The sequence below is a fragment of the Streptomyces sp. NPDC097640 genome (assembly GCF_040302705.1).
GTDB lineage: Bacteria > Actinomycetota > Actinomycetes > Streptomycetales > Streptomycetaceae > Streptomyces.
Genome location: NZ_JBEOSB010000006.1, coordinates 98403 through 118178 on the forward strand (window position 1 = coordinate 98403; position 19776 = coordinate 118178).

Below are 19776 nucleotides of genomic sequence, written 5' to 3' on the forward strand. Positions count from 1 at the left end.
CGGTCACTTGACGGCCAGGTTGTCGAGGAAGCCCCGCACATTGCGGCGGGTCTCGGTGACCGAGTCGCCGCCGAACTTCTCCGCGACCGCGTCCGCGAGGACCAGCGCCACCATCGCCTCCGCGACGATGCCGGCGGCCGGCACCGCGCACACATCGGACCGCTGGTGGTGGGCCTTGGTCGGCTCGCCGGTCGCGACGTCGATCGTGGCCAGGGCCCGCGGCACGGTCGCGATCGGCTTCATCGCGGCGCGCACCCGCAGCAGCTCGCCCGTGGTCAGACCGCCCTCGGTGCCACCGGAGCGGCCGGTGGCCCGCCGGACGCCGTCCTCGCCCGGCACGATCTCGTCGTGCGCCTTGGAGCCGGGCACCCGGGCCAGCTCGAAGCCGTCGCCGACCTCCACGCCCTTGATGGCCTGGATGCCCATCAGCGCGGCGGCCAGGCGGGCGTCGAGCCGCCGGTCCCAGTGGACATGCGAGCCGAGGCCCACCGGCACGCCGTACGCCAGCACCTCGACGACGCCGCCGAGCGTGTCGCCGTCCTTGTGGGCCTGGTCGATCTCGGCGACCATCGCGTCGCTCGTGTCCCCGTCCAGGCAGCGCACCGGGTCGGCGTCCAGCCGCTCCACGTCCGCGGGGGTCGGGTACACGCCGTACGGGGCCTTGGCCGCGGCCAGCTCCACGACATGCGAGACGATCTCGATGCCCGTCGTCTCCTTCAGGTACGAGCGGGCGACCGTGCCGAGCGCGACGCGCGCGGCGGTCTCGCGGGCGCTGGCCCGCTCCAGGATCGGCCGGGCCTCGTCGAAGCCGTACTTCTGCATGCCCGCCAGGTCCGCGTGGCCGGGGCGGGGCCGGGTCAGCGGCGCGTTCCGGGCCAGCCCGGCGAGCACCTCCGGATCCACCGGGTCGGCCGCCATGACCTGCTCCCACTTCGGCCACTCGGTGTTCCCGACCATGATCGCCACGGGGGAGCCGAGGGTCAGCCCATGGCGGACACCGCCGAGGAAGGTGACCTCGTCACGCTCGAACTTCATCCGGGCGCCGCGGCCGTAGCCGAGCCGCCGGCGGGCGAGGGCGTCCGCGACCATGTCGGTGGTGATCGGCACACCGGCGGGCAGCCCCTCCAGCGTCGCCACGAGTGCGGGGCCGTGCGACTCCCCCGCGGTCAGCCAGCGCAACCTGCTCAACGGTGCTCCTCATGCTCGCGCCTCGACGTACGGCGGCATGGCCTCGGGGAGCGCGCGGCCCCGGGCCCGCCACCTCCGATCCTCCCACGTCCGAGAACACCTACGAGCGCCGGTCCAACAGGCGGGACTCTCCCCCTTCGGTTCTCCTCCGGGGCGCTACAGCCCCTGTCGACGGTCGACCGTGCTCGGCCCTTCGTTCCTCAGGGCCTCCGCGCGCTCTCCCTTTCGACAGCGGCGCGCCCCTTCGGCTCGCCCCCAGCTACCGCTGGGAGGTGCCCCCGGCCCGCTCGGCGAGGGCCGCCTCGCCCGCTTCGCGCATCGCGGACAGGGGGGCCGGGGCCAGGCCCGTCATCAGCTCGACCTGGAGCACCGCCTGGTGCACCAGCAGGTCCAGACCGCTGACCACCGCGCCGCCGCGCGCCGCCCAGGCGGCGGCGAGCCGCGTCGGCCACGGGTCGTACAGCACGTCGAAGAGGGCACCGGGGCGGTCGGGCACGGCCGCGGCCAGCTCGTCCGTGGTGCCCGCGGGGGTGGTGGCGATCACCAGGGGCGCGCGGAACGCCTGGGCCGCGTCGGCCCAGTCCGCCGTGCGGACCGCCACCCCCAGCCGCTCGCCCCACTGCCGCATCTCCGCGGCCCGCGCCTCGCTGCGGACATACGCGGTGACCTCGCCCTCGCAGACGCGGGACAGCGCGGCCAGCGCCGAGGAGGCGGTGGCCCCGGCGCCCAGCACCGCGGCGCCCGCCACCCGCTCCACGCCGCGCTCGCGCAGCGCCGCCACCATGCCGGGGATATCGGTGTTGTCGCCGGTCCGGCGGCCGTCGTCGGTGAAGACGACCGTGTTGACCGTCTCCACCGACGCCGCCGTGTCGCTGATCCCGTCGAGCAGCGGGATGACCGCGCGCTTGAGCGGCATGGTCAGGGACAGCCCCGCCCAGGGGCGGTCTCCGGCCGTCGCGTCCAGCCGCTCGAAGAAGCCGGGCAGCGCGGCCTCGTCCACCTCGTGGCGGTCGTAGGCCCAACCGGCCAGCCCCAGCTTCTCGTAGGCGGCGCGGTGGAGCACCGGGGACAGGGAGTGGGCGATCGGCGAGCCGAGCACCGCGGCCCTGCGGTTTTCCGACATCTTTCCTCAGCTGTTCTTGCGCTGCCGGTTGAACTCGTCGACGAGCTTCTGGTGATCGGCGTACGTCTTGGTGAACTTGGTCGTCTTGCCGTCGAGCGAGATGAAGTAGTACCAGCCGCTCTTGGTGGGCTTGGTCGCCGCCACCAGCGCGTCCTCCCCGGGGTTCCCGATCGGACCCGGCGTCAGCCCCCGGTAGAAGTACGTGTTGTAGGGGTTGTCGTAGTTCTTGATCTCTTGCAGCGAGATATCGATCTTGCTCTGGTTCTTGATGTAGTTGTACGTCGAGTCGAATTCCAGCTTGCCATTGGTCTGGGTGTTGCCGGGTTCGAGGCGGTTGTAGATCACCTCGGCCATCTGGCGGAAGTCGTCATGGGTGACGCCCTCCGCCTGGACCAGGCTGGCGACGGTGAGGAGTTCGAGCGGCGACTTCAGGCCCAGGTCCTTGGCCTTGCCCTCGATGTCGAAGTTGGCGTAGTTCTTCTTCGCCTGGGCGACCATCTGCCGCAGGACGTCCTTGGGCTTGGCGTCCTTGCCGACGCTGTAGCGGGACGGGTAGAGGAACCCTTCCAGCGGATCCTTGATCTTGGAGTTGTCGTCGGCCCAGTCCGGCAGCCCGAGGTTCTTGGCCTCCTTGGCCGCGACGTCCTTGGTCGTGCCCGCCTTGAGGCCGATCTTCTTGTCGATCGCGGCGTAGACCTGCGCGTTGCGCATGCCCTCGGTGACGATCAGGCCGTTGCTGCTGGCCGGGTCGATCATCAGCTTCACGGCCGCCGCCGCGGACATCTGCTTGCGCAGCGTGTACGAACCGGGCTGGATGCTGCCGCCCTTCGGGTTCGCGTCGGCCGCCTCGATGAACGCGCCGGTGCTCTTCACGACGCCCTTGTCCTTGAGGATGTTCCCCATGGCGGTCACGCTCGCCTCCGCGGGGATCTCGACCGTGATCTCACCGCTGCCGTCGCCCGAGTAGTCCGGCGCCGGGCCGAAGCGGCTCTGCCAGAACTGGTAGGCGAAGTAACCGCCTCCGCCGACGACGCCGACCAGCACCACGGTCACGAACAGGCAGGCCACACCGCTGCGCCGCTTGGGGGGCTTGTTGCGGCCCTCCCGGCCGCCGCGCGACTCGTCCTCATCCTCGTCGTAGTCGTCGTCGTACTCGTCGTCGCCGCGGTCGTCACGGCCGGCCCGGCCGCCGCGGTCGGGCCGGCCGTCGCGGCGGGTGTCGCCCGCGCCGTCGTCGTCCCGGAAGAACGGGTGGTCGTCGTCGGGCTCGTCGGGTTGGTCGTGCTCGGCCTGTCTGGCCTGCGGGACCTGCCCGGTGACGGGCTCCTGGGGGGCCTGCTGCTGGCCGCCGTAAGGGTCGCCGGGCGCGGCGTGCCCGCCCTCCCAGCCGCCGTTGCCGTACGGCTGCTGCGGATGTTGGGCCTGCTGGGCCTGCTGCGGGTAGCTGCCGGTGTCGTGGCCGTCCCAGTGCGGCTGGTGGGGCTGCTGAGGCTGTTGTTGTTGCTGCTGGGGATCCTGCGGGTAGCCCTGGGGGTACTGCTGGTGCGCGTACGGGTCGTGGCCGTACGGATCCTGAGCGGCGTACGGGTCCTGGGCGTAGCCCTGCTGTCCGTAGCCGTCCTGCCCGTACCCCTGCTGCGGGTACTGCCCCTGCTGGCCGCCCTGCTGGTGGCCGCCCTGCTGCTGACCACCCTGGCCGTAAGGGTCCTGGCCGTAGCCGTCCTGGCCGTATGAGCCGTGCTGGGCGTGCGGCTCCTGCGCGTAGGTCCCCTGGGCGTACTGATCGTGACCGGCCACCGTCTGGTGCCCGCCCCATCCCTGGTCCCCGTACAACGGGTCCTCAGGATCCCACGGCTGGGAGCCGTTACCCCGGCGGTAGTCAGTCATCAAACCCCTAGCGACGCACGTAGGCAGCCGAGGAATCGCCCGTTCTCACGCCAGGCGACGGCTGCCTTGGCCGCGCGGAACGTTACCGTATCGCGATCAGATGACCACTTCGACGGCCTCGCCCGGCGCCCGCCCGGAGACACGCTCGGTCTCCAGTGCGCTTTGCAGAATGACGACCGCGGCCGCCTGATCAACGACCGAGCGGCCCTTCTTCGAGGTCACGCCGGAAGCCCGCAGACCCTGGGCCGCTGTGACAGTCGTCATACGCTCGTCGACCAGCCGCACCGGGACCGGCGCGACGCGGCGCGCCAGTTCCCGTGCGAAGGTGCGCACCTTGGCCGCGGCCGGCCCCTCCCGCCCGCTGAGCGAGCGGGGAAGGCCGACCACCACCTCGATCGGCTCATACTCCTCGACGATGGCCACCAGCCGCTTGTGGGCGGCCGGGATGTCCCGCCCCGGCACGGTCTCCACCGGGGTGGCGAGGATCCCGTCGGGGTCGCACGAGGCGACCCCGACCCGGGCGTCCCCGACGTCGATCGCGATGCGCCTGCCGCGTCGCACGGCGCTCAGGCCGCTTCCGCGACGAGCCGCTCGACGGCGGCGGCGGCCTCGTCGACGGCCTCGGGGTTCTGGCCGCCGCCCTGGGCGACGTCCGGCTTGCCGCCGCCTCCGCCGCCGAGGGTCTTGGCGGCGGCGCGGACCAGGTCGCCGGCCTTGATGCCGCGCTCGCGGGCGGCCTCGTTGGTGGCGATGACGGTCACCGGGCGGCCGTTGGCAACGGAGAACAGGGCGACGACGGCCGGGCGGTCGCCCGGGATGCGCCCGCGCACGTCCAGCACCAGCTTGCGCAGGTCGTCGGCGGCCGTGCCGTCCGGCACCCGGCCGGTGACCAGGGCCACGCCCCGGACGCCCTTGGCGCCCGCGGCCAGCCCGGCGGCGGCCTGGAGGACCTTCTCGGCGCGGAACCGCTCGATCTCCTTCTCGGCCTCCTTGAGCTTGGCCAGCATCCCGGAGATCTTCTCCGGCAGCTCCTCCGGCCGGCCCTTGACCAGGTCGGTGAGCTGGGAGACGACGGTGTGCTCGCGGGCCAGGAAGTTGTACGCGTCCACGCCGACCAGGGCCTCGACCCGGCGCACGCCGGAGCCGATCGAGGACTCGCCGAGCAGCTTCACCAGACCCAGCTGGGCGGTGTTGTGCACATGCGTGCCACCGCACAGCTCCTTGGAGAAGTCGCCGATGGTCACCACGCGCACCCGGTCGCCGTACTTCTCGCCGAACTCGGCGATGGCGCCCTGCTTCTTGGCCTCCTCCATGCTCATCACCTCGGCGGTGACATCGAGCTCGTGGGAGAGCACCTCGTTGATCTTCTGCTCGACGTCGGTGAGGACCGCGCCGGGCACGGCGGCCGGCGAGCCGAAGTCGAAGCGGAAGCGGCCGGGCGAGTTCTCCGAACCCGCCTGGGCGGCGGTCGGGCCCAGGGCGTCGCGCAGCGCCTGGTGGGTGAGGTGGGTGGCGCTGTGGGCGCGGGCGATGGCGCGCCGGCGCTTGACGTCGATCTGGGCGTACGCCCCGGCGCCCAGGGTCACCTCGCCCACCTGGACGGTGCCCTTGTGCACGCTGACCCCGGGCACCGGCTGCTGGACGTCCCGCACCTCGACGACGGCGCCGGAGTCCAGGCGGATCCGGCCGGAGTCGGCGAGCTGGCCGCCGCCCTCGGCGTAGAACGGGGTGCGGTCGAGCACGACCTCCACCTCGTCGCCCTCGGTGGCGGCGGGCGAGGGCAGGCCGTCGACCAGCAGGCCGACGACGGTCGACTCGGCCTCTGTGTCGGTGTAGCCGGTGAAGACGGTCGAGCCGGCGGTGTCGGCGACCTCGCGGTAGGCGGACAGGTCGGCGTGGCCGGTCTTCTTGGCCCTGGCGTCGGCCTTGGCCCGCTCCCGCTGCTCCTTCATCAGGCGGCGGAAGCCGTCCTCGTCCACCGAGAGGCCCTGCTCGGCGGCCATCTCGAGGGTGAGGTCGATCGGGAAGCCCCAGGTGTCATGGAGCAGGAACGCCTTGTCGCCGGCGAGCACCGTGCCGCCGGCGGCCTTGGTGTCGGTGACGGCGGTGTCGAGGATGTTGGTGCCGGCCTTCAGCGTCTTCAGGAAGGCGGCCTCCTCGGCGAGGGCCACGGTCTCGATGCGCTTGCGGTCGGTCAGCAGCTCCGGGTACTGCTGGCCCATCGACTTCAGGACGACGTCGACGAGCTCGTTGACCACCGGCTCGGTGGCGCCGAGGATGCGCATGTTGCGGATGGCGCGGCGCATGATGCGGCGCAGCACATAGCCGCGGCCCTCGTTGCCGGGGGTGACGCCGTCGCCGATGAGCATCACGGAGGTGCGCATGTGGTCGGCGACCACGCGCAGCGAGACATCGGAGTCGTGGCCCGCGCCGTAGGCGACGCCGGTCAGCTCCGTGCCCTTGTCGATCACGGCGCGCAGGTTGTCGGTCTCGTACATGTTGTGGACGCCCTGGAGGATCATCGCGAGGCGTTCCAGGCCGAGACCGGTGTCGATGTTCTTGGAGGGCAGGTCGCCGAGGATCGGGAAGTCCTCCTTGCCCTCGCCCGCACCCCGCTCGTACTGCATGAAGACCAGGTTCCAGATCTCCACGTACCGCTCGTCGTTGACGGCCGGGCCGCCCTCGACGCCGAACTCGGGGCCGCGGTCGTAGTTGATCTCCGAGCAGGGGCCGCAGGGGCCGGGGACGCCCATGGACCAGAAGTTCGGGCCCATGCCCAGGCGCTGGATGCGCTCGGCGGGGACGCCGATGACGTCGCGCCAGATGCGCTCGGCCTCGTCGTCCTCCTTGTAGACGGTGATCCAGAGCTTCTCGGGCTCCAGGCCGTAGCCGCCGTCCGCGACGGAGGTGGTCAGCAGCTCCCAGGCGAGCTTTATGGCGCCTTCTTTGAAGTAGTCGCCGAAGGAGAAGTTGCCGCACATCTGGAAGAACGTGCCGTGGCGGGTGGTCTTGCCGACCTCTTCGATGTCCGGCGTGCGCACACACTTCTGCACGCTGACGGCGCGGTCGAAGGGCGGCTTCACCTCGCCGAGGAAGTACGGCTTGAAGGGGACCATGCCCGCGGGGACCAGCAGCAGCGTCGGGTCGTCCGCGATGAGCGACGCCGACGGCACGACGGTGTGCCCGCGCTCCTCGAAGAAGCGCAGCCAGCGGCGGCGGATTTCAGCCGACTCCATCAGTGGTCCTCATTTCCGGCTTCTGGGTGGTTGTACAAGTAATTCTGCGTGACCTGGGCGCGTCCGCGCTGAGCGGGCAGCTGCTTCCGGTCCTGCGGGGGCGCCGCGCTCAGGCCGAGGGCGTCCTTGAGCGCCGCCTCCCGGTCGGCCATGCCCTCGCGTACGTCGAGCGCGAAGACCTTGATCCGCCGCCCCGCCAGCACCGCCCGGTCGGCGGCCTGCGCCGCCAGGCTCTCGGGGGTCAGCTGGTTCAGCTTGCGGTTGACCTTGGTGGTGGCCCACACACCGGCTGCGACCCCGGTGGTGAACCAGAACGTGCGGCGGAACATTCCGGTCTCTCAGCCCTTCGATCCACGGTTGCGGCGGCCGCCCCGGCGGGCGGACGGCAGGGTCCTGCCGACGACGACGGTGCGCGTGGTCTCGCCCTCCGGCTGCGGCTGCCCCTTGCGGCCGATCGCGCGGCGCACGCCGTAGCCGAACGCGGCGACCTTCACCAGCGGCCCGCCGAAGGCCGAGGAGACGGTCGAGGAGAGCGCGGAGGCGTTGGAGGTGACCTCCTGCACATCCGCCGCGATCGAGTCCACGCGGGCGAGCTGGGTGTTGGCGGAGCGCACGGTCGCGGACGCCTCACTGAGCAGCGGCACGGCCTGCTCGGTGACCTCGGCCACCAGCTTGGTCGCCGCCTTGAGCGTCTGCGCGAGCCTCACCAGGGCGAGGGCGAGGAAGGACACGAGGATCGCCCAGAAGACGGCCACGAGAATCCCGGCCACCTCTCCACCGGACACGGTGCACGCTCCCTGCTGCTGCTCGTCGTGGGTAGGTCGTCCATCGGCCCGTCACTGGCGGGTGAGCCATGTCATCCGGGACGGGCGGCAGGTATCGACCTTATCGCGCCGGACAGCCCTGCCCGAACCGGTTTCCCCTCGGCCGGAAACGCCTCGCGGGCCCCCGTCGACCATGTCGAAGGGGGCCCGCGGAGCGCGCTGCGTACGTCCGAGCCGTCCGGCTGGATCAGCGGGCGTAGTACTCGACGACGAGCTGCTCGTCGCAGATCACCGGGATCTCCTTGCGGTTCGGGTCCCGGTCCAGGCGGAAGGCGAGCGCCTGGAGGTTGACCTGGAGGTAGCGGGGGGTCTCGCCGTCCAGGGCGTAGCCACCCTCGCGCGCCACCTGGAAGGGGTGCTTGTCGCGGCTGCGCTCGCGGACCATCACGACGTCGTCCGGGCGGACCCGGAAGGAGGGCTTGTCGACCTTGCGGCCGTTGACCTCGATGTGGCCGTGGACCACCATCTGGCGGGCCTGGTAGATGGTGCGGGCCAGACCGGACCGCAGGACGAGCGCGTCCAGACGGCGCTCAAGCTCGATGATCAGGGCCTCGCCCGTCTTGCCTTCGACCTTCCGAGCGCGGTCGTAGGCACGCGCCATCTGGCGCTCGCTGATGTCGTACTGAGCGCGCAGACGCTGCTTCTCGAGCAGCCGAACCTTGTAGTCACTGTTCTGCTTGCGGCCACGGCCGTGCTCGCCCGGCGGGTAGGGGCGGGTCTCGAAGTACTTGACGGCCTTCGGGGTCAGCGCGATGCCGAGCGCTCGCGACTTCTTGACCTTGGGACGCGACTGGTTGGGCACGGGGAACGAACCTCCGATATAAGTTAGGTGAGCCTTACCTTAGCCGAGGAGGACGCATGTTTCGACCTGGGATCCCCCTGCCCAGCACTGCTCAGAGCACCGAGGAGGGTCAGCCGCGTCCCAAGGAAGAAGCTCCGCGGCCATCGGCGGCGGAGCGAGTACGCACTCTCGTGGAGTCCAAGGCTACGGCGTCGCTCTCCATTCCCGGAATCGAGGCCGCCGCCACCCCCGGCGAGCACCTCGCCGACGCCCCGGCCGCGCGCGCCGTCACCCCCGACGGCGATGTGCTCCTGCTGCTGCCCGGCGGCTCTGCCGCCGCCCGCGCCGCGGCGTACGCCCAGGACGACGAGCTGACCTGCGTGATGGAGATCACGGACGTCGCCCCGGTGGCGATCCCCCACCGGATCCGCGGGCGCGCCTGGGTCGCGGGGTGGCTCACCCCCGTACGCGACCGGCAGCGCGCGGCGAGCGCCGCGCTGCTGGCCAGTCGGCATCCGGTCGGCGAGCTGCTCGGCATCGGCGAGGCGCTGGCCGGGGGCGGCGGCGGGTGGGCACTGCTGCGGCTCGAGGTCGGCGAGGCGTGCGTGGACGACCTGTGGGGCGCGGAGGCAGTCGAGCCGGAGGACTTCACGACGGCGGCCCCCGACCCGCTCGCCCCGCACGAGGCCGAGCTCCTCCAGCATCTGCACGCGGCACACGCCGACCAGCTGCGCCGCCTGTGCACCCTGCTCGACGACCACCCGGACCGCGCCTGCGGGGCGCGCGGCCGCGCCATCCCGGTGGCCCTGGACCGCTTCGGCCTCCGCGTCCGCTTCCCCGACGCGCCCGGCAGCCCCTTCGACGCGCGCTTCGACTTCCCGGAGCCGGTGCGCAACGTCTCCGAACTCCGCCGCGCGATGCACACGCTCTTCGACGCGGCGGCGGACCAGGCGGACCAGGCGGACCAGGCGGACTAGAGGACCGCCGCAGGCGTCAGGATCCGCCGGACGCCCCCGAGTCGGCCTCGCCCTCCGCACCGGCCGGTGCTGAGGACTCCCCCGCCGCGGGCTGGGGTGGGCGTGGGGGTGGGGGTTCGCCGCGGAGGCGGGCGCGCACGCGCTCCACCACGTCCGCGTACCGCGCCTCCGCCCCGTAGCGCGTCGGCTCGTAGTACCGCTTGCCGTGGAGCTTGTCCGGTGCGTACTGCTGCGCCGCGATGCCCCCGGGCAGGTCGTGCGGGTACAGATAGCCCTGCGCGTGGCCGAGCTTCTCGGCGCCCTTGTAGTGGCCGTCGCGCAGATGCGGCGGGACCGGCCCGGCCAGCCCGGCCCGGACGTCGGCGAGCGCGTCGCCGATCGCGCGCGTGACCGCGTTGGACTTCGGGGCCAGCGCCAGCGCCACCGTGGCATGGCCGAGGGTCAGCGCCGCCTCGGGGAAGCCGATCAGCGCCACGGCCTGGGCGGCTGCGACGGCCGTCTGGAGGGCCGTCGGATCGGCGAGCCCGATGTCCTCGCTCGCGGAGATCATCAGCCGCCGCGCGATGAACCGGGGGTCCTCGCCCGCCTCGATCATCCGGGCCAGGTAGTGCAGCGCCGCGTCGACGTCCGAGCCACGGATGGACTTGATGAGCGCGCTGGCGACGTCGTAGTGCTGGTCGCCGTCGCGGTCGTACTTGACCGCGGCGCGGTCGACCGCCTCCTCCAGGGTCGTGAGGGTGATCGCGGACTCGCCCTTGGCCAGCGCGGCGCCCGCGCCCGCCTCCAGCGCGGTCAGCGCACGCCGCGCGTCGCCGCCCGCGATGCGCAGCAGATGCCCCTCGGCGTCCTCGGGGAGCGTGACCGCGCCGCCGAGGCCGCGCTCGTCGGCGAGGGCACGGCGCAGCAGCCCGCGCAGGTCGTCGTCGGTCAGCGACTCCAGGGTGAGCAGCAGCGAGCGGGACAGCAGGGGGGAGATGATCGAGAAGTACGGGTTCTCCGTCGTGGCCGCGATGAGCGTGACCCAGCGGTTCTCGACGGCGGGCAGCAGCGAGTCCTGCTGGGCCTTGCTGAAGCGGTGGATCTCGTCGAGGAAGAGGACGGTCTCCCGCCCGTACGCCCCGGAGGAGCGGCGCGCGCCGTCGATGACGGCCCGCACCTCCTTCACCCCCGCCGTGATCGCCGACAGCTCGACGAAGCGCTTCTTGGTGGCCTGGCTGACGACATACGCGAGGGTCGTCTTGCCGATGCCGGGCGGGCCCCACAGGATGACGGAGGACGGCCCGGCCGGGCCGCCGCTGCCCTCGCCGACGAGCCGCCGCAGCGGAGAGCCGGGCCGCAGCAGATGCTGCTGGCCCACGACCTCGTCGAGCGTGCGCGGGCGCATGCGCACGGCCAGCGGACTGCTGGCCGGGTCCTTCTCCTGGCGTTCCTCTGCGGCGGCGGTGAACAGGTCTGGCTCCACGCGGGAAGCCTATGTCACCGCACTGACAGCGCCTGGCGGGAAGGGCGCCTCACCCCTGGGCGCCGGTCCAGAAGTCCCACCACCGCGTCAGGATCAGCATGCCGATGACGCCGACCCACATCACCGGCACCACCCAGTGGAACTCCAGCAGTCCGCGCCGCAGCCCGTCCGGCGCGGGCAGGAACCCGTGCTTGATGTTCTTGCCGGTGACGTAGCAGAACATCACGATGGTGGCGACCCAGGCCAGGCAGCACCACAGGCACAGCGAGCCGATGACATACAGCGACTGGTACTGGAGCCAGGTGCAGAATCCGACGCCGAACAGGGTGCCGGCGTTGAAGGTCAGCCAGTACCAGCGGGGGAAGCGGGCCCCGGCCAGCAGGGACATCCCGACGCAGATCACGATTCCGTAGGCGACCAGGCCGAGCATCGGGTTCGGGAAGCCGAACGCATGGGCCTGCTCGCTCTCCATGATGTTGCCGCAGGACACGATCGGGTTGAGGCTGCAGCCGGGCGTGAAGGTCTTGCCCACGGCCTTGGCCTCGAGGATCTTGTTCTTGTCGATCGTGATGACCCACGCCGCGAGCAGCCCGAGCGCGCCGGTGATCACGAGCAGCAGGGCGAAGGCGCGACCGCCTCCGACCGCGACCCGTGCGTCGCCGTCCTGCCGGGCCTCGTCGGAGCGCACCTCATCCACCGCTGTCGTCGCCATATCGCCGTTCCGCCATCCCACCGAGTCCATGTGTCGCCCCCGTCAAGCACGGACATTCTGCCGCATCGGGGACGTCCGGACCGCCCCTCGCCGAAATGCGGCACGGTCTCGGCCATCCTCCTCCGTCCCCCGTTCGGTGGGCATAAGCCACCTCAGCAGGGTGCGGGTGGAGAGTTCCCGGACCGCCACCGTCGCCTCTCCTTGACAGAGTGAATCCGCGCCCGCCGAGTTGACGGCGGGCGCGGATTGGGCGCGGCATGGGCGCGGATTCGTCGCGGATTCGCAGGCTGACGCCGTCGGGTCAGCCGAGACGGGCGCGGACCGCCTCGACCAGGCCGTCCAGCGGAACCGCCGTCTGCTCGCCGGACCCGAGGTCCTTGAGCTGGACGACGCCCTCGGCGAGATCCCGCTCCCCCGCGATGACCGCGAGCCGCGCCCCGCTGCGGTTCGCCGCCTTCATGGCGGCCTTCACGCCCTTGCCGCCGTACGCGAAGTCCGTGGCGACCCCCGCCCGGCGCAGCCCGGTGACCGCGCCGAACAGCACCTTGCGCGCCTCCTCGCCGAGCGGCACCGCGAACACGCTGGTGGCGGCCGGCAGGTCGAGCTCGATGCCCTCGGCCTCCAGCGCCAGCACCGTACGGTCCACGCCGAGCGCCCAGCCCACCGAGGGCAGCGCGGGCCCGCCGATCATCTCCGACAGGCCGTCGTAGCGGCCGCCGCCACCGACCGCGGACTGCGAGCCGAGCCCGTCGTGGACGAACTCGAAGGTGGTGCGGGTGTAGTAGTCCAGGCCGCGCACCAGCTTGGGGTCGTCCTCGAAGGCCACGCCCTCGGCGGTCAGCAGCTCGCGCACCTGCTCGTGGTACTGCTTGCACTCCTCGCACAGGTGGTCGCCCAGCATCGGCGCGCCGACCAGCTGCTTCTGCACCGCCTCGCGCTTGTCGTCCAGGACCCGCAGCGGGTTGATCTCGATCCGGCGCCGGGTGTCGTCGTCCAGCTCGAGGCCGCGCAGGAAGTCCTGGAGGGCGGCCCGGTAGGCGGGGCGGCAGGTGGCGTCGCCCAGCGAGTTCAGCAGGATCCGGAAGTTCCGCAGCCCGAGCGAGCGGTACGCGTCGTGGGCCAGGACGATCAGCTCGGCGTCGAGCGCCGGGTCCTCGGCGCCGATCGCCTCGGCGCCGACCTGCGAGAAGTGGCGGTAGCGGCCCTTCTGCGGGCGTTCGTAGCGGTAGTAGGAGCCGGAGTACCAGAGCTTGACCGGCAGGTTTCCGGCCTTGTGGAGATTGGCCTCCAGCGCGGCGCGCAGCACGGACGCGGTGCCCTCGGGGCGCAGCGCGAGCTGGTCGCCGCCCTTGGTGGTGAGGGTGTACATCTCCTTGGTGACGATGTCGGTGGACTCACCGACACCGCGCGCGAAGAGCTCGACGTTCTCAAAGCCGGGCGTCTCGACATAGCCGTAGCCCGAGCGCTTGAGCGGCCCGGAGATGGCGTCGCGCACCGCGAGGTAGGCCGCGGAGTCCGGCGGGATCAGGTCGTAGGTGCCCCGGGGGGCCTGGAAGGTGCTCACGGAAAGTCTCTCGTCACATTCCTCGTCGCGGAGCGGGCGCCGGGGCGCCGTCTCCGAGGCCGTCGGCCACCTGTCGCAGAAACGGGTTGGTGGCGCGCTCTCGGCCGATGCTGGTCTGGGGGCCGTGGCCGGACAGCACCACGGTCGAGTCGTCGAGCGGCAGGACCACACGGGCCAGGGACTCGAGGATCTCGGCATGGTCGCCGCCGGGCAGATCGGTGCGTCCGATGGAGCCGGCGAAGAGCAGGTCGCCCGAGAAGAAGACGGACGGGATGTCCGCCCGCTCGGGCAGCCCGAAGGTCACCGACCCCTTGGTATGGCCCGGGGCGTGCGCGACGGAGAACTCGAGACCGGCCAGGTCCAGCCGCGCGCCGTCGGTCAGCTCCTTGAGGTCGTCCGGCTCGCCCACGGTCAGCTCGCCCATGAGCGGCATCCCGATCGAGCGTCCGAAGGCCTTCTCCGGGTCGCTCATCATGTAGCGGTCGGCCGGGTGGATCCAGGCCGGTACGTCATGGGCGCCGCAGACCGGGACCACCGAGGCGACGTGGTCGATGTGGCCGTGGGTGAGGACGACGGCGACGGGCTTGAGCCGATGCTTGGCCAGTGTCTCCTCGACGCCCTGGGCCGCCTGATGGCCCGGGTCGATGATCACACACTCCTCACCGGCGGCGGGGGCGACCAGGTAGCAGTTGGTCCCCCAGGCCCCGGCGGGGAACCCGGCAATAAGCACGATCGTCCTTAAGAGTCGTCCGGCAAAGGTGGAAGTCGGCCGTTCAGAGCCTACCGGCGGCGCTCCCGCCACAGCGAACCCGTATACGGTACGGCCGAGTCATCACATACGTCAGCGACGGCATACGGCATGAGGGAGACGACCCGGTGGTCAGTAACGAGCAGCGTCGGCGGCAGCTCGCACGGGAGAAGTACCTTCGGCAGCAGCAGCGCCGGGAGACCGCCCGGCACAAGCAGCGCCGGCGCTATGTGGTGATCGCGTCCACACTGGCCGTGGTCCTGGCGGCGGGCGGGGTCGTGACCGCCGTCAGCGCGCTGTCCGGCGGCGATGGGGACAAGAAGTCCGACAAAGCGAGCGAGCCCACGATGCCCACGCCCACGCCGACCCCCACGACCAAGGCGCCGGACCCGTGCGCCAAGGGGGCCAAGGAGGCGGGCGACAAGAAGCCGAAGACCATGTCGTGGAAGAAGGAGCCGGAGCTCACTGTCGACAAGTCGGCTTCGTACGCCATGAAGCTCCAGACCACCTGCGGTGACATGACCATCACCATGGACGCGGCCAAGGCCCCGCACACCGTGAACTCGTTCAACTTCCTGGCCGGGAAGCGCTACTTCGATCACACCAAGTGCCACCGGCTGACGAACCAGGGGATCTTCGTCCTCCAGTGCGGTGACCCGATGGGCACCGGCATGGGCGACCCGGGCTACACCATCCCGGACGAGAACCTGAAGGACGCGAGCATCAAGGGCAACACGTACCCGGCCGGCACGGTCGCCATGGCCAACCAGTACGACCCCCAGACCAAGAAGGGCAAGGACAGCGGCGGCAGCCAGTTCTTCCTGGTCTACAAGGACAGCCAGCTCCCGCCCTACTACACCCCCTTCGGCACCCTCGACAAGGAAAGCATGCAGGTCCTCAAGAAGATCGCCGACGGGGGCGCGGCGGCGCCGGACCCGCAGACCGGGAACACCGCCCCGAACGCCACCGTGCTGATCAACAAGGCGACGGTCGGCACGTCCTGACCGCCTCCGGCGCGCGTACTGCGAAATTTCGGTCGCGCAGGATACGGACAGCCGGGCCACCGTTCGCCTATGTTGGCGTTGTGCAGGGAGGCTGCCTCGGCGGGCGCACCCTGCTGCGAGGCCGGTCCGGGTGGATCCCGGCCGGAAGAAACTGTGGACGATGCCGGCGGGCCGCGCGCCCGCCTCGGCATCATGTGGAGGAGGCGCTGTGAGCAGCGAGCCTTGGGGCCGCGTCGACGAGGCGGGGACCGTGTACGTGCGTACGGCCGACGGTGAGCAGGTCGTCGGGTCGTGGCAGGCGGGATCTCCTGAAGAGGCCCTCGCCTACTTCGAGCGCAAGTACGAAGGCCTGGTCGTCGAGATCGGCCTCCTCGAGCGCCGGGTCCAGACCACGGACCTGTCGGCCAAGGACGCGACGGCGGCCATCGAACACATCCGGCACCAGGTCGACGAGCACCATGTGGTCGGCGACCTGGAGGCGCTCAAGAAGCGGCTCGACAAGCTCACGAGCGATGTCGAGGCGCGCCGCGAGGAGCGCCGCGCGGCCAAGGCGGTCCAGGCCGACGAGGCCCGCCAGGCCAAGGAGGCGCTGGTCACCGAGGCCGAGGAGCTGGCCGCCAGCGAGCAGTGGCGGGCCGCCGGGGAGCGGCTGCGCGCCCTGGTCGACACCTGGAAGGGCCTGCCGCGCCTGGACCGCCGCGCGGACGACGAGCTGTGGCACCGCTTCTCGCACGCCCGCTCGGCGTTCTCCAAGCGGCGCAAGGCGCACTTCGCCTCACTGGACGCGCAGCGCGAGACGGCCCGGCAGGCCAAGGAGAAGCTGGTCGCCGAGGCCGAGTCGCTGTCCGACTCCACCGACTGGGGTCCGACCGCCGCCCGCTACCGGGAGCTGATGGCGGAGTGGAAGGCGGCGGGCCGCGCCCAGCGCGAGTCCGAGGACGACCTGTGGAACCGGTTCCGCGGCGCGCAGGACGTCTTCTTCCAGGCGCGCAGCGCGGTGTTCGCCGAGCGCGACGCCGAGCAGCGGGAGAACCTGACCCGCAAGGAGGAGCTGGTCGTCGAGGCGGAGAAGCTGCTGCCGATCTCCGACCTGAAGGCGGCGCGCTCGGCCTTCCGCACGGTCAATGAGCGCTGGGAGGCCATCGGCCATGTGCCGCGGGACGCCCGGCCGCGGATCGAGGGCCGGCTGCACGCGGTGGAGCGCGCCATCCAGGACGCCGAGGAGGCCGAGTGGCGGCGCACCAACCCTGAGGCGCGGGCGCGCGCCCAGGGGCTGACCGGACAGCTCCAGGACGCCGTGGACAAGCTTCGCGGGCAGATCGACGCCGCCCGCGCGGCCGGCAACAACGCCAAGGCCGACAAGCTGGCCAAGGAGCTGGAGGGCCGCCAGGCGCTGCTGGACCAGGCGCTCAAGGGCCTGGAGGAGTTCGGCGGCTGAGGAGCACACCTCTCTGCGGCTAAGCCGCCGCCGCTCTCGCGGAGGTGGTTACTCGCCATCGGGGTTCCTCAATTGATGGCTGAGGTGCCAAACGGCAGCGGCCCCGGCGCGATGGCGCCGGGGCCGCTGCCGTCTGTCTCAGCGCTGGCGCGCCGAGGTCACCCGGTACACGTCGTAGACGCCCTCGACGCCCCGCACGGCCTTCAGCACATGGCCCAGGTGCTTGGGGTCGCCCATCTCGAAGGTGAAACGCGAGGTGGCCACCCGGTCGCGGGAGGTCTGCACGGCGGCGGACAGGATGTTGACGTGCTGGTCGGACAGCACGCGGGTGACATCCGACAGCAGCCGGGACCGGTCCAGGGCCTCGACCTGGATGGCGACCAGGAAGACCGAGGACTGGGTGGGCGCCCACTCCACGTCCAGGATCCGCTCCGGCTGCTGCGAGAGCGAGTCCACGTTGACACAGTCGGCGCGGTGCACCGAGACGCCGCTGCCGCGGGTGACGAAGCCGATGATGGGGTCGCCGGGGACGGGCGTGCAGCAGCGGGCCAGCTTGACCCACACGTCGTCGACGCCCTTGACCACGACGCCCGGGTCGGCGCTGGAGCGCCGCTTGCCGCGGCCGCGGATCGGCGGTGTGGTCTCGGCGATGTCCTCGTTGGCGGCCTCCTCGCCGCCGAGGGCCTGCACCAGCTTGCCGACGACGCTCTGCGCCGAGACATGGCCCTCGCCGATGGCCGCGTACAGCGAGGAGATGTCGGGGTAGCGCATCTCATGGGCGAGGGTGACCAGCGAGTCGCCCGTCAGGATCCGCTGGATCGGCAGGTTCTGCTTGCGCATGGCCCGCACGATGGCGTCCTTGCCCTGCTCGATGGCCTCGTCGCGGCGCTCCTTGGAGAACCAGGCGCGGATCTTGTTGCGGGCGCGCGGGGACTTGACGAAGCCCAGCCAGTCCCGGGACGGACCGGCCCCGGCAGCCTTGGAGGTGAAGACCTCCACCAGGTCGCCGTTGTCCAGCGTCGACTCGAGCGGCACCAGCCGCCCGTTCACCCGGGCCCCTATCGTGCGGTGGCCGACCTCGGTGTGCACGGCGTACGCGAAGTCCACCGGGGTGGCCCCGGCCGGCAGCGCTATGACATCGCCCTTGGGCGTGAAGACGAAGACCTCGTTGCGGGACAGGTCGAAGCGCAGCGACTCCAGGAACTCGCCCGGGTCCTCGGTCTCCTTCTGCCAGTCCAGCAGCTGCCGCAGCCAGGCCATGTCGTTGACGGCGTCGTCCTTGCCGGCCTTGCGGGGGACGTCGGTGCGCACCTTGGAGGCGCCCGCGACGGCCTCCTGCTTGTACTTCCAGTGCGCGGCGATGCCGTACTCGGCCCGGCGGTGCATGTCGAACGTACGGATCTGGAGCTCGACCGGCTTGCCGCTGGGCCCGATGACCGTCGTGTGCAGCGACTGGTACATGTTGAACTTGGGCATCGCGATGTAGTCCTTGAACCGCCCTGGCACCGGGTTCCACCGCGCGTGGATGGTCCCGAGCGCCGCGTAGCAGTCGCGGACGGTGTCGACGAGCACCCGGATGCCCACCAGGTCGTAGATCTCGGCGAAGTCGCGACCCCGCACGATCATCTTCTGGTAGACCGAGTAGTAGTGCTTCGGGCGGCCGGTGACGGTCGCCTTGATGCGGGCCGCGCGCAGATCGCCCTGGACCTGGTCGGTGACGATGGCGAGGTATTCGTCGCGCTTGGGGGCCCGCTCCGCGACCAGCCGCACGATCTCGTCGTACATCTTGGGGTAGAGGATCGCGAAGGCGAGGTCCTCCAGCTCCCACTTGATCGTGTTCATGCCCAGGCGGTGGGCGAGCGGGGCGTAGATCTCCAGCGTCTCGCGGGCCTTCTTCTCCTGCTTCTCCCGCTTCAGGTAGCGCATGGTGCGCATGTTGTGCAGCCGGTCGGCGAGCTTGATGACCAGGACGCGCGGGTCCTTGGCCATGGCGACGACCATCTTGCGCACGGTCTCGGCCTGGGCTGCCTCGCCGAACTTGACCTTGTCCAGCTTGGTGACGCCGTCCACGAGGAGGGCCACCTGGTCGCCGAAGTCGCGGCGCAGGGTGTCCAGGCCGTACTCGGTGTCCTCGACGGTGTCATGCAGCAGACCGGCCATCAAAGTGGCCGGATCCATACCCAGCTCGGCCAGGATCGTGGTCACCGCGAGCGGGTGGGTGATGTACGGATCGCCGCTCTTGCGCTTCTGGCCGCGGTGCCAGCGCTCGGCGACCTGGTACGCCCGCTCGATCTGGCGCAGCGTCGAGGCGTCGGCCTTGGGGTCGTTCCCGCGCACGATCCGCAGCAGCGGCTCCAGGACCGGGTTGTACGGGCTGGAGCGCTGCACGCCGAGCCGGGCGAGGCGGGCGCGGACGCGGTTGGAGGAGCCCGCCCTGGGTGCGGGGCTCTGGAGGGGGCGCGGGGCCGCCGTGGCGGGCCGTGCGCCCGCCGCGCGCTCGGCCGCGGGCCGTGGCTTGGAGGCCGCGGGCTTCGGGGCCTCACCGCTGTTCTTGGGCACCTCAGGGGCCGCCGTGGTCTCGGTGACGGCGGTCGGCTCTGCCGGCTGCGCGGCGGAGAGCGGCTGGGCCTCGTCTGGCAAGAGCACTCCTCGGGCGGTCCGTGCATCTCCGTGCCTCAAAGAGGCCGGGGTGCCATGGTATCGATCCCGCCACGCCACTTGCCTCCCGGCCGCCCCAGGACCCCCTGCAAAGCGGCTTCGCCTCCGGGCGCTCGGGGTCCTCCCCCGGCTACCGCCGGGCGGTGAGGAGGGAGCGAGGGCTCGTATCCGATA

16 protein-coding genes are annotated in these 19776 nt (G+C 71.4%); 3 read left to right on the forward strand and 13 right to left on the reverse strand.

Annotation, left to right across the window (positions count from 1 at the left end):
- Nucleotides 1–3: 3 nt before the first annotated feature.
- From aroC to rpsD, 8 genes are all read right to left on the reverse strand, one after another.
- A complete protein-coding gene (gene aroC / locus ABTY62_RS11025; RefSeq protein WP_352129136.1) occupies nucleotides 4–1188 on the reverse strand; it encodes a chorismate synthase in 1185 nt (394 codons plus the stop codon).
- Between the two features lie 259 nt (nucleotides 1189–1447).
- Nucleotides 1448–2311, reverse strand: a complete 864-nt coding sequence (locus tag ABTY62_RS11030) for a shikimate dehydrogenase (RefSeq protein ID WP_352129137.1) — start codon at nucleotides 2309–2311, stop codon at nucleotides 1448–1450.
- Nucleotides 2312–2317: 6 nt separating this feature from the next.
- A complete protein-coding gene (mltG, locus tag ABTY62_RS11035) occupies nucleotides 2318–4198 on the reverse strand; it encodes an endolytic transglycosylase MltG (protein WP_352129138.1) in 1881 nt (626 codons plus the stop codon).
- Nucleotides 4199–4294: 96 nt separating this feature from the next.
- The gene (gene ruvX, locus ABTY62_RS11040; protein ID WP_352129139.1) at nucleotides 4295–4759 is read right to left on the reverse strand and encodes a Holliday junction resolvase RuvX; all 465 of its coding nucleotides are present in this window, start codon (nucleotides 4757–4759) and stop codon (nucleotides 4295–4297) included.
- A gap of 5 nt (nucleotides 4760–4764) precedes the next feature.
- Complete coding sequence (gene alaS / locus ABTY62_RS11045; protein WP_352129140.1) at nucleotides 4765–7434, reverse strand: alanine--tRNA ligase; 2670 nt, start codon at nucleotides 7432–7434, stop codon at nucleotides 4765–4767.
- Nucleotides 7434–7763: a DUF6167 family protein gene (locus ABTY62_RS11050; protein WP_352129141.1), complete on the reverse strand. Its 330-nt coding sequence runs from the start codon at nucleotides 7761–7763 to the stop codon at nucleotides 7434–7436. Before ABTY62_RS11050 ends, alaS begins: the two co-directional genes overlap by 1 nt.
- Nucleotides 7764–7772: 9 nt before the next feature.
- Nucleotides 7773–8204: a DUF948 domain-containing protein gene (locus ABTY62_RS11055; RefSeq protein ID WP_311725909.1), complete on the reverse strand. Its 432-nt coding sequence runs from the start codon at nucleotides 8202–8204 to the stop codon at nucleotides 7773–7775.
- 241 nt (nucleotides 8205–8445) lie between these two features.
- Nucleotides 8446–9060, reverse strand: a complete 615-nt coding sequence (gene rpsD, locus ABTY62_RS11060) for a 30S ribosomal protein S4 (RefSeq protein ID WP_311725807.1) — start codon at nucleotides 9058–9060, stop codon at nucleotides 8446–8448.
- Nucleotides 9061–9116: 56 nt separating this feature from the next.
- Between rpsD and ABTY62_RS11065 the strand changes: the two genes are divergently transcribed.
- Entirely contained in the window at nucleotides 9117–10016 is a 900-nt protein-coding gene (locus ABTY62_RS11065) for a DUF2470 domain-containing protein (RefSeq protein ID WP_502997440.1), read from the forward strand.
- Between the two features lie 16 nt (nucleotides 10017–10032).
- On the opposite strand, the gene ABTY62_RS11070 is transcribed toward ABTY62_RS11065, so the two are convergent.
- The 4 genes from ABTY62_RS11070 to ABTY62_RS11085 form a co-directional block, all read right to left on the reverse strand.
- Nucleotides 10033–11478: a replication-associated recombination protein A gene (locus ABTY62_RS11070; RefSeq protein WP_352129143.1), complete on the reverse strand. Its 1446-nt coding sequence runs from the start codon at nucleotides 11476–11478 to the stop codon at nucleotides 10033–10035.
- 49 nt (nucleotides 11479–11527) lie between these two features.
- Nucleotides 11528–12190: a vitamin K epoxide reductase family protein gene (locus tag ABTY62_RS11075; protein ID WP_352129144.1), complete on the reverse strand. Its 663-nt coding sequence runs from the start codon at nucleotides 12188–12190 to the stop codon at nucleotides 11528–11530.
- A 301-nt stretch (nucleotides 12191–12491) separates the two neighbouring features.
- Nucleotides 12492–13754: a histidine--tRNA ligase gene (hisS, locus tag ABTY62_RS11080; protein ID WP_352129145.1), complete on the reverse strand. Its 1263-nt coding sequence runs from the start codon at nucleotides 13752–13754 to the stop codon at nucleotides 12492–12494.
- Nucleotides 13755–13767: 13 nt separating this feature from the next.
- Complete coding sequence (locus ABTY62_RS11085; RefSeq protein WP_352129146.1) at nucleotides 13768–14484, reverse strand: MBL fold metallo-hydrolase; 717 nt, start codon at nucleotides 14482–14484, stop codon at nucleotides 13768–13770.
- A gap of 146 nt (nucleotides 14485–14630) precedes the next feature.
- On the opposite strand from ABTY62_RS11085, the gene ABTY62_RS11090 reads away from it, so the two are divergent.
- Nucleotides 14631–15506 (forward strand): peptidylprolyl isomerase, encoded by an 876-nt coding sequence (locus ABTY62_RS11090; RefSeq protein WP_352129147.1) that lies wholly within the window; start codon nucleotides 14631–14633, stop codon nucleotides 15504–15506.
- Nucleotides 15507–15714: 208 nt separating this feature from the next.
- A complete protein-coding gene (locus ABTY62_RS11095; RefSeq protein ID WP_352129148.1) occupies nucleotides 15715–16944 on the forward strand; it encodes a DUF349 domain-containing protein in 1230 nt (409 codons plus the stop codon).
- A gap of 138 nt (nucleotides 16945–17082) precedes the next feature.
- Here the strand turns inward: ABTY62_RS11095 and ABTY62_RS11100 are convergent, their stop codons facing one another.
- The gene (locus tag ABTY62_RS11100) at nucleotides 17083–19584 is read right to left on the reverse strand and encodes a RelA/SpoT family protein (protein WP_352129149.1); all 2502 of its coding nucleotides are present in this window, start codon (nucleotides 19582–19584) and stop codon (nucleotides 17083–17085) included.
- Nucleotides 19585–19776 lie beyond the last annotated feature (192 nt).

Excerpts from the sequence above, each read along its gene's own strand:
- mltG (WP_352129138.1), bottom strand. The coding sequence starts at position 4,198 with ATGACTGACTACCGCCGGGGTAACGGCTCCCAGCCGTGGGATCCTGAG.
- ABTY62_RS11075 (WP_352129144.1), bottom strand. The coding sequence starts at position 12,190 with ATGGCGACGACAGCGGTGGATGAGGTGCGCTCCGACGAGGCCCGGCAG.
- alaS (WP_352129140.1), bottom strand. The coding sequence starts at position 7,434 with ATGGAGTCGGCTGAAATCCGCCGCCGCTGGCTGCGCTTCTTCGAGGAG.
- ABTY62_RS11065 (WP_502997440.1), top strand. The coding sequence starts at position 9,117 with ATGTTTCGACCTGGGATCCCCCTGCCCAGCACTGCTCAGAGCACCGAG.
- ABTY62_RS11050 (WP_352129141.1), bottom strand. The coding sequence starts at position 7,763 with ATGTTCCGCCGCACGTTCTGGTTCACCACCGGGGTCGCAGCCGGTGTG.
- ABTY62_RS11030 (WP_352129137.1), bottom strand. The coding sequence starts at position 2,311 with ATGTCGGAAAACCGCAGGGCCGCGGTGCTCGGCTCGCCGATCGCCCAC.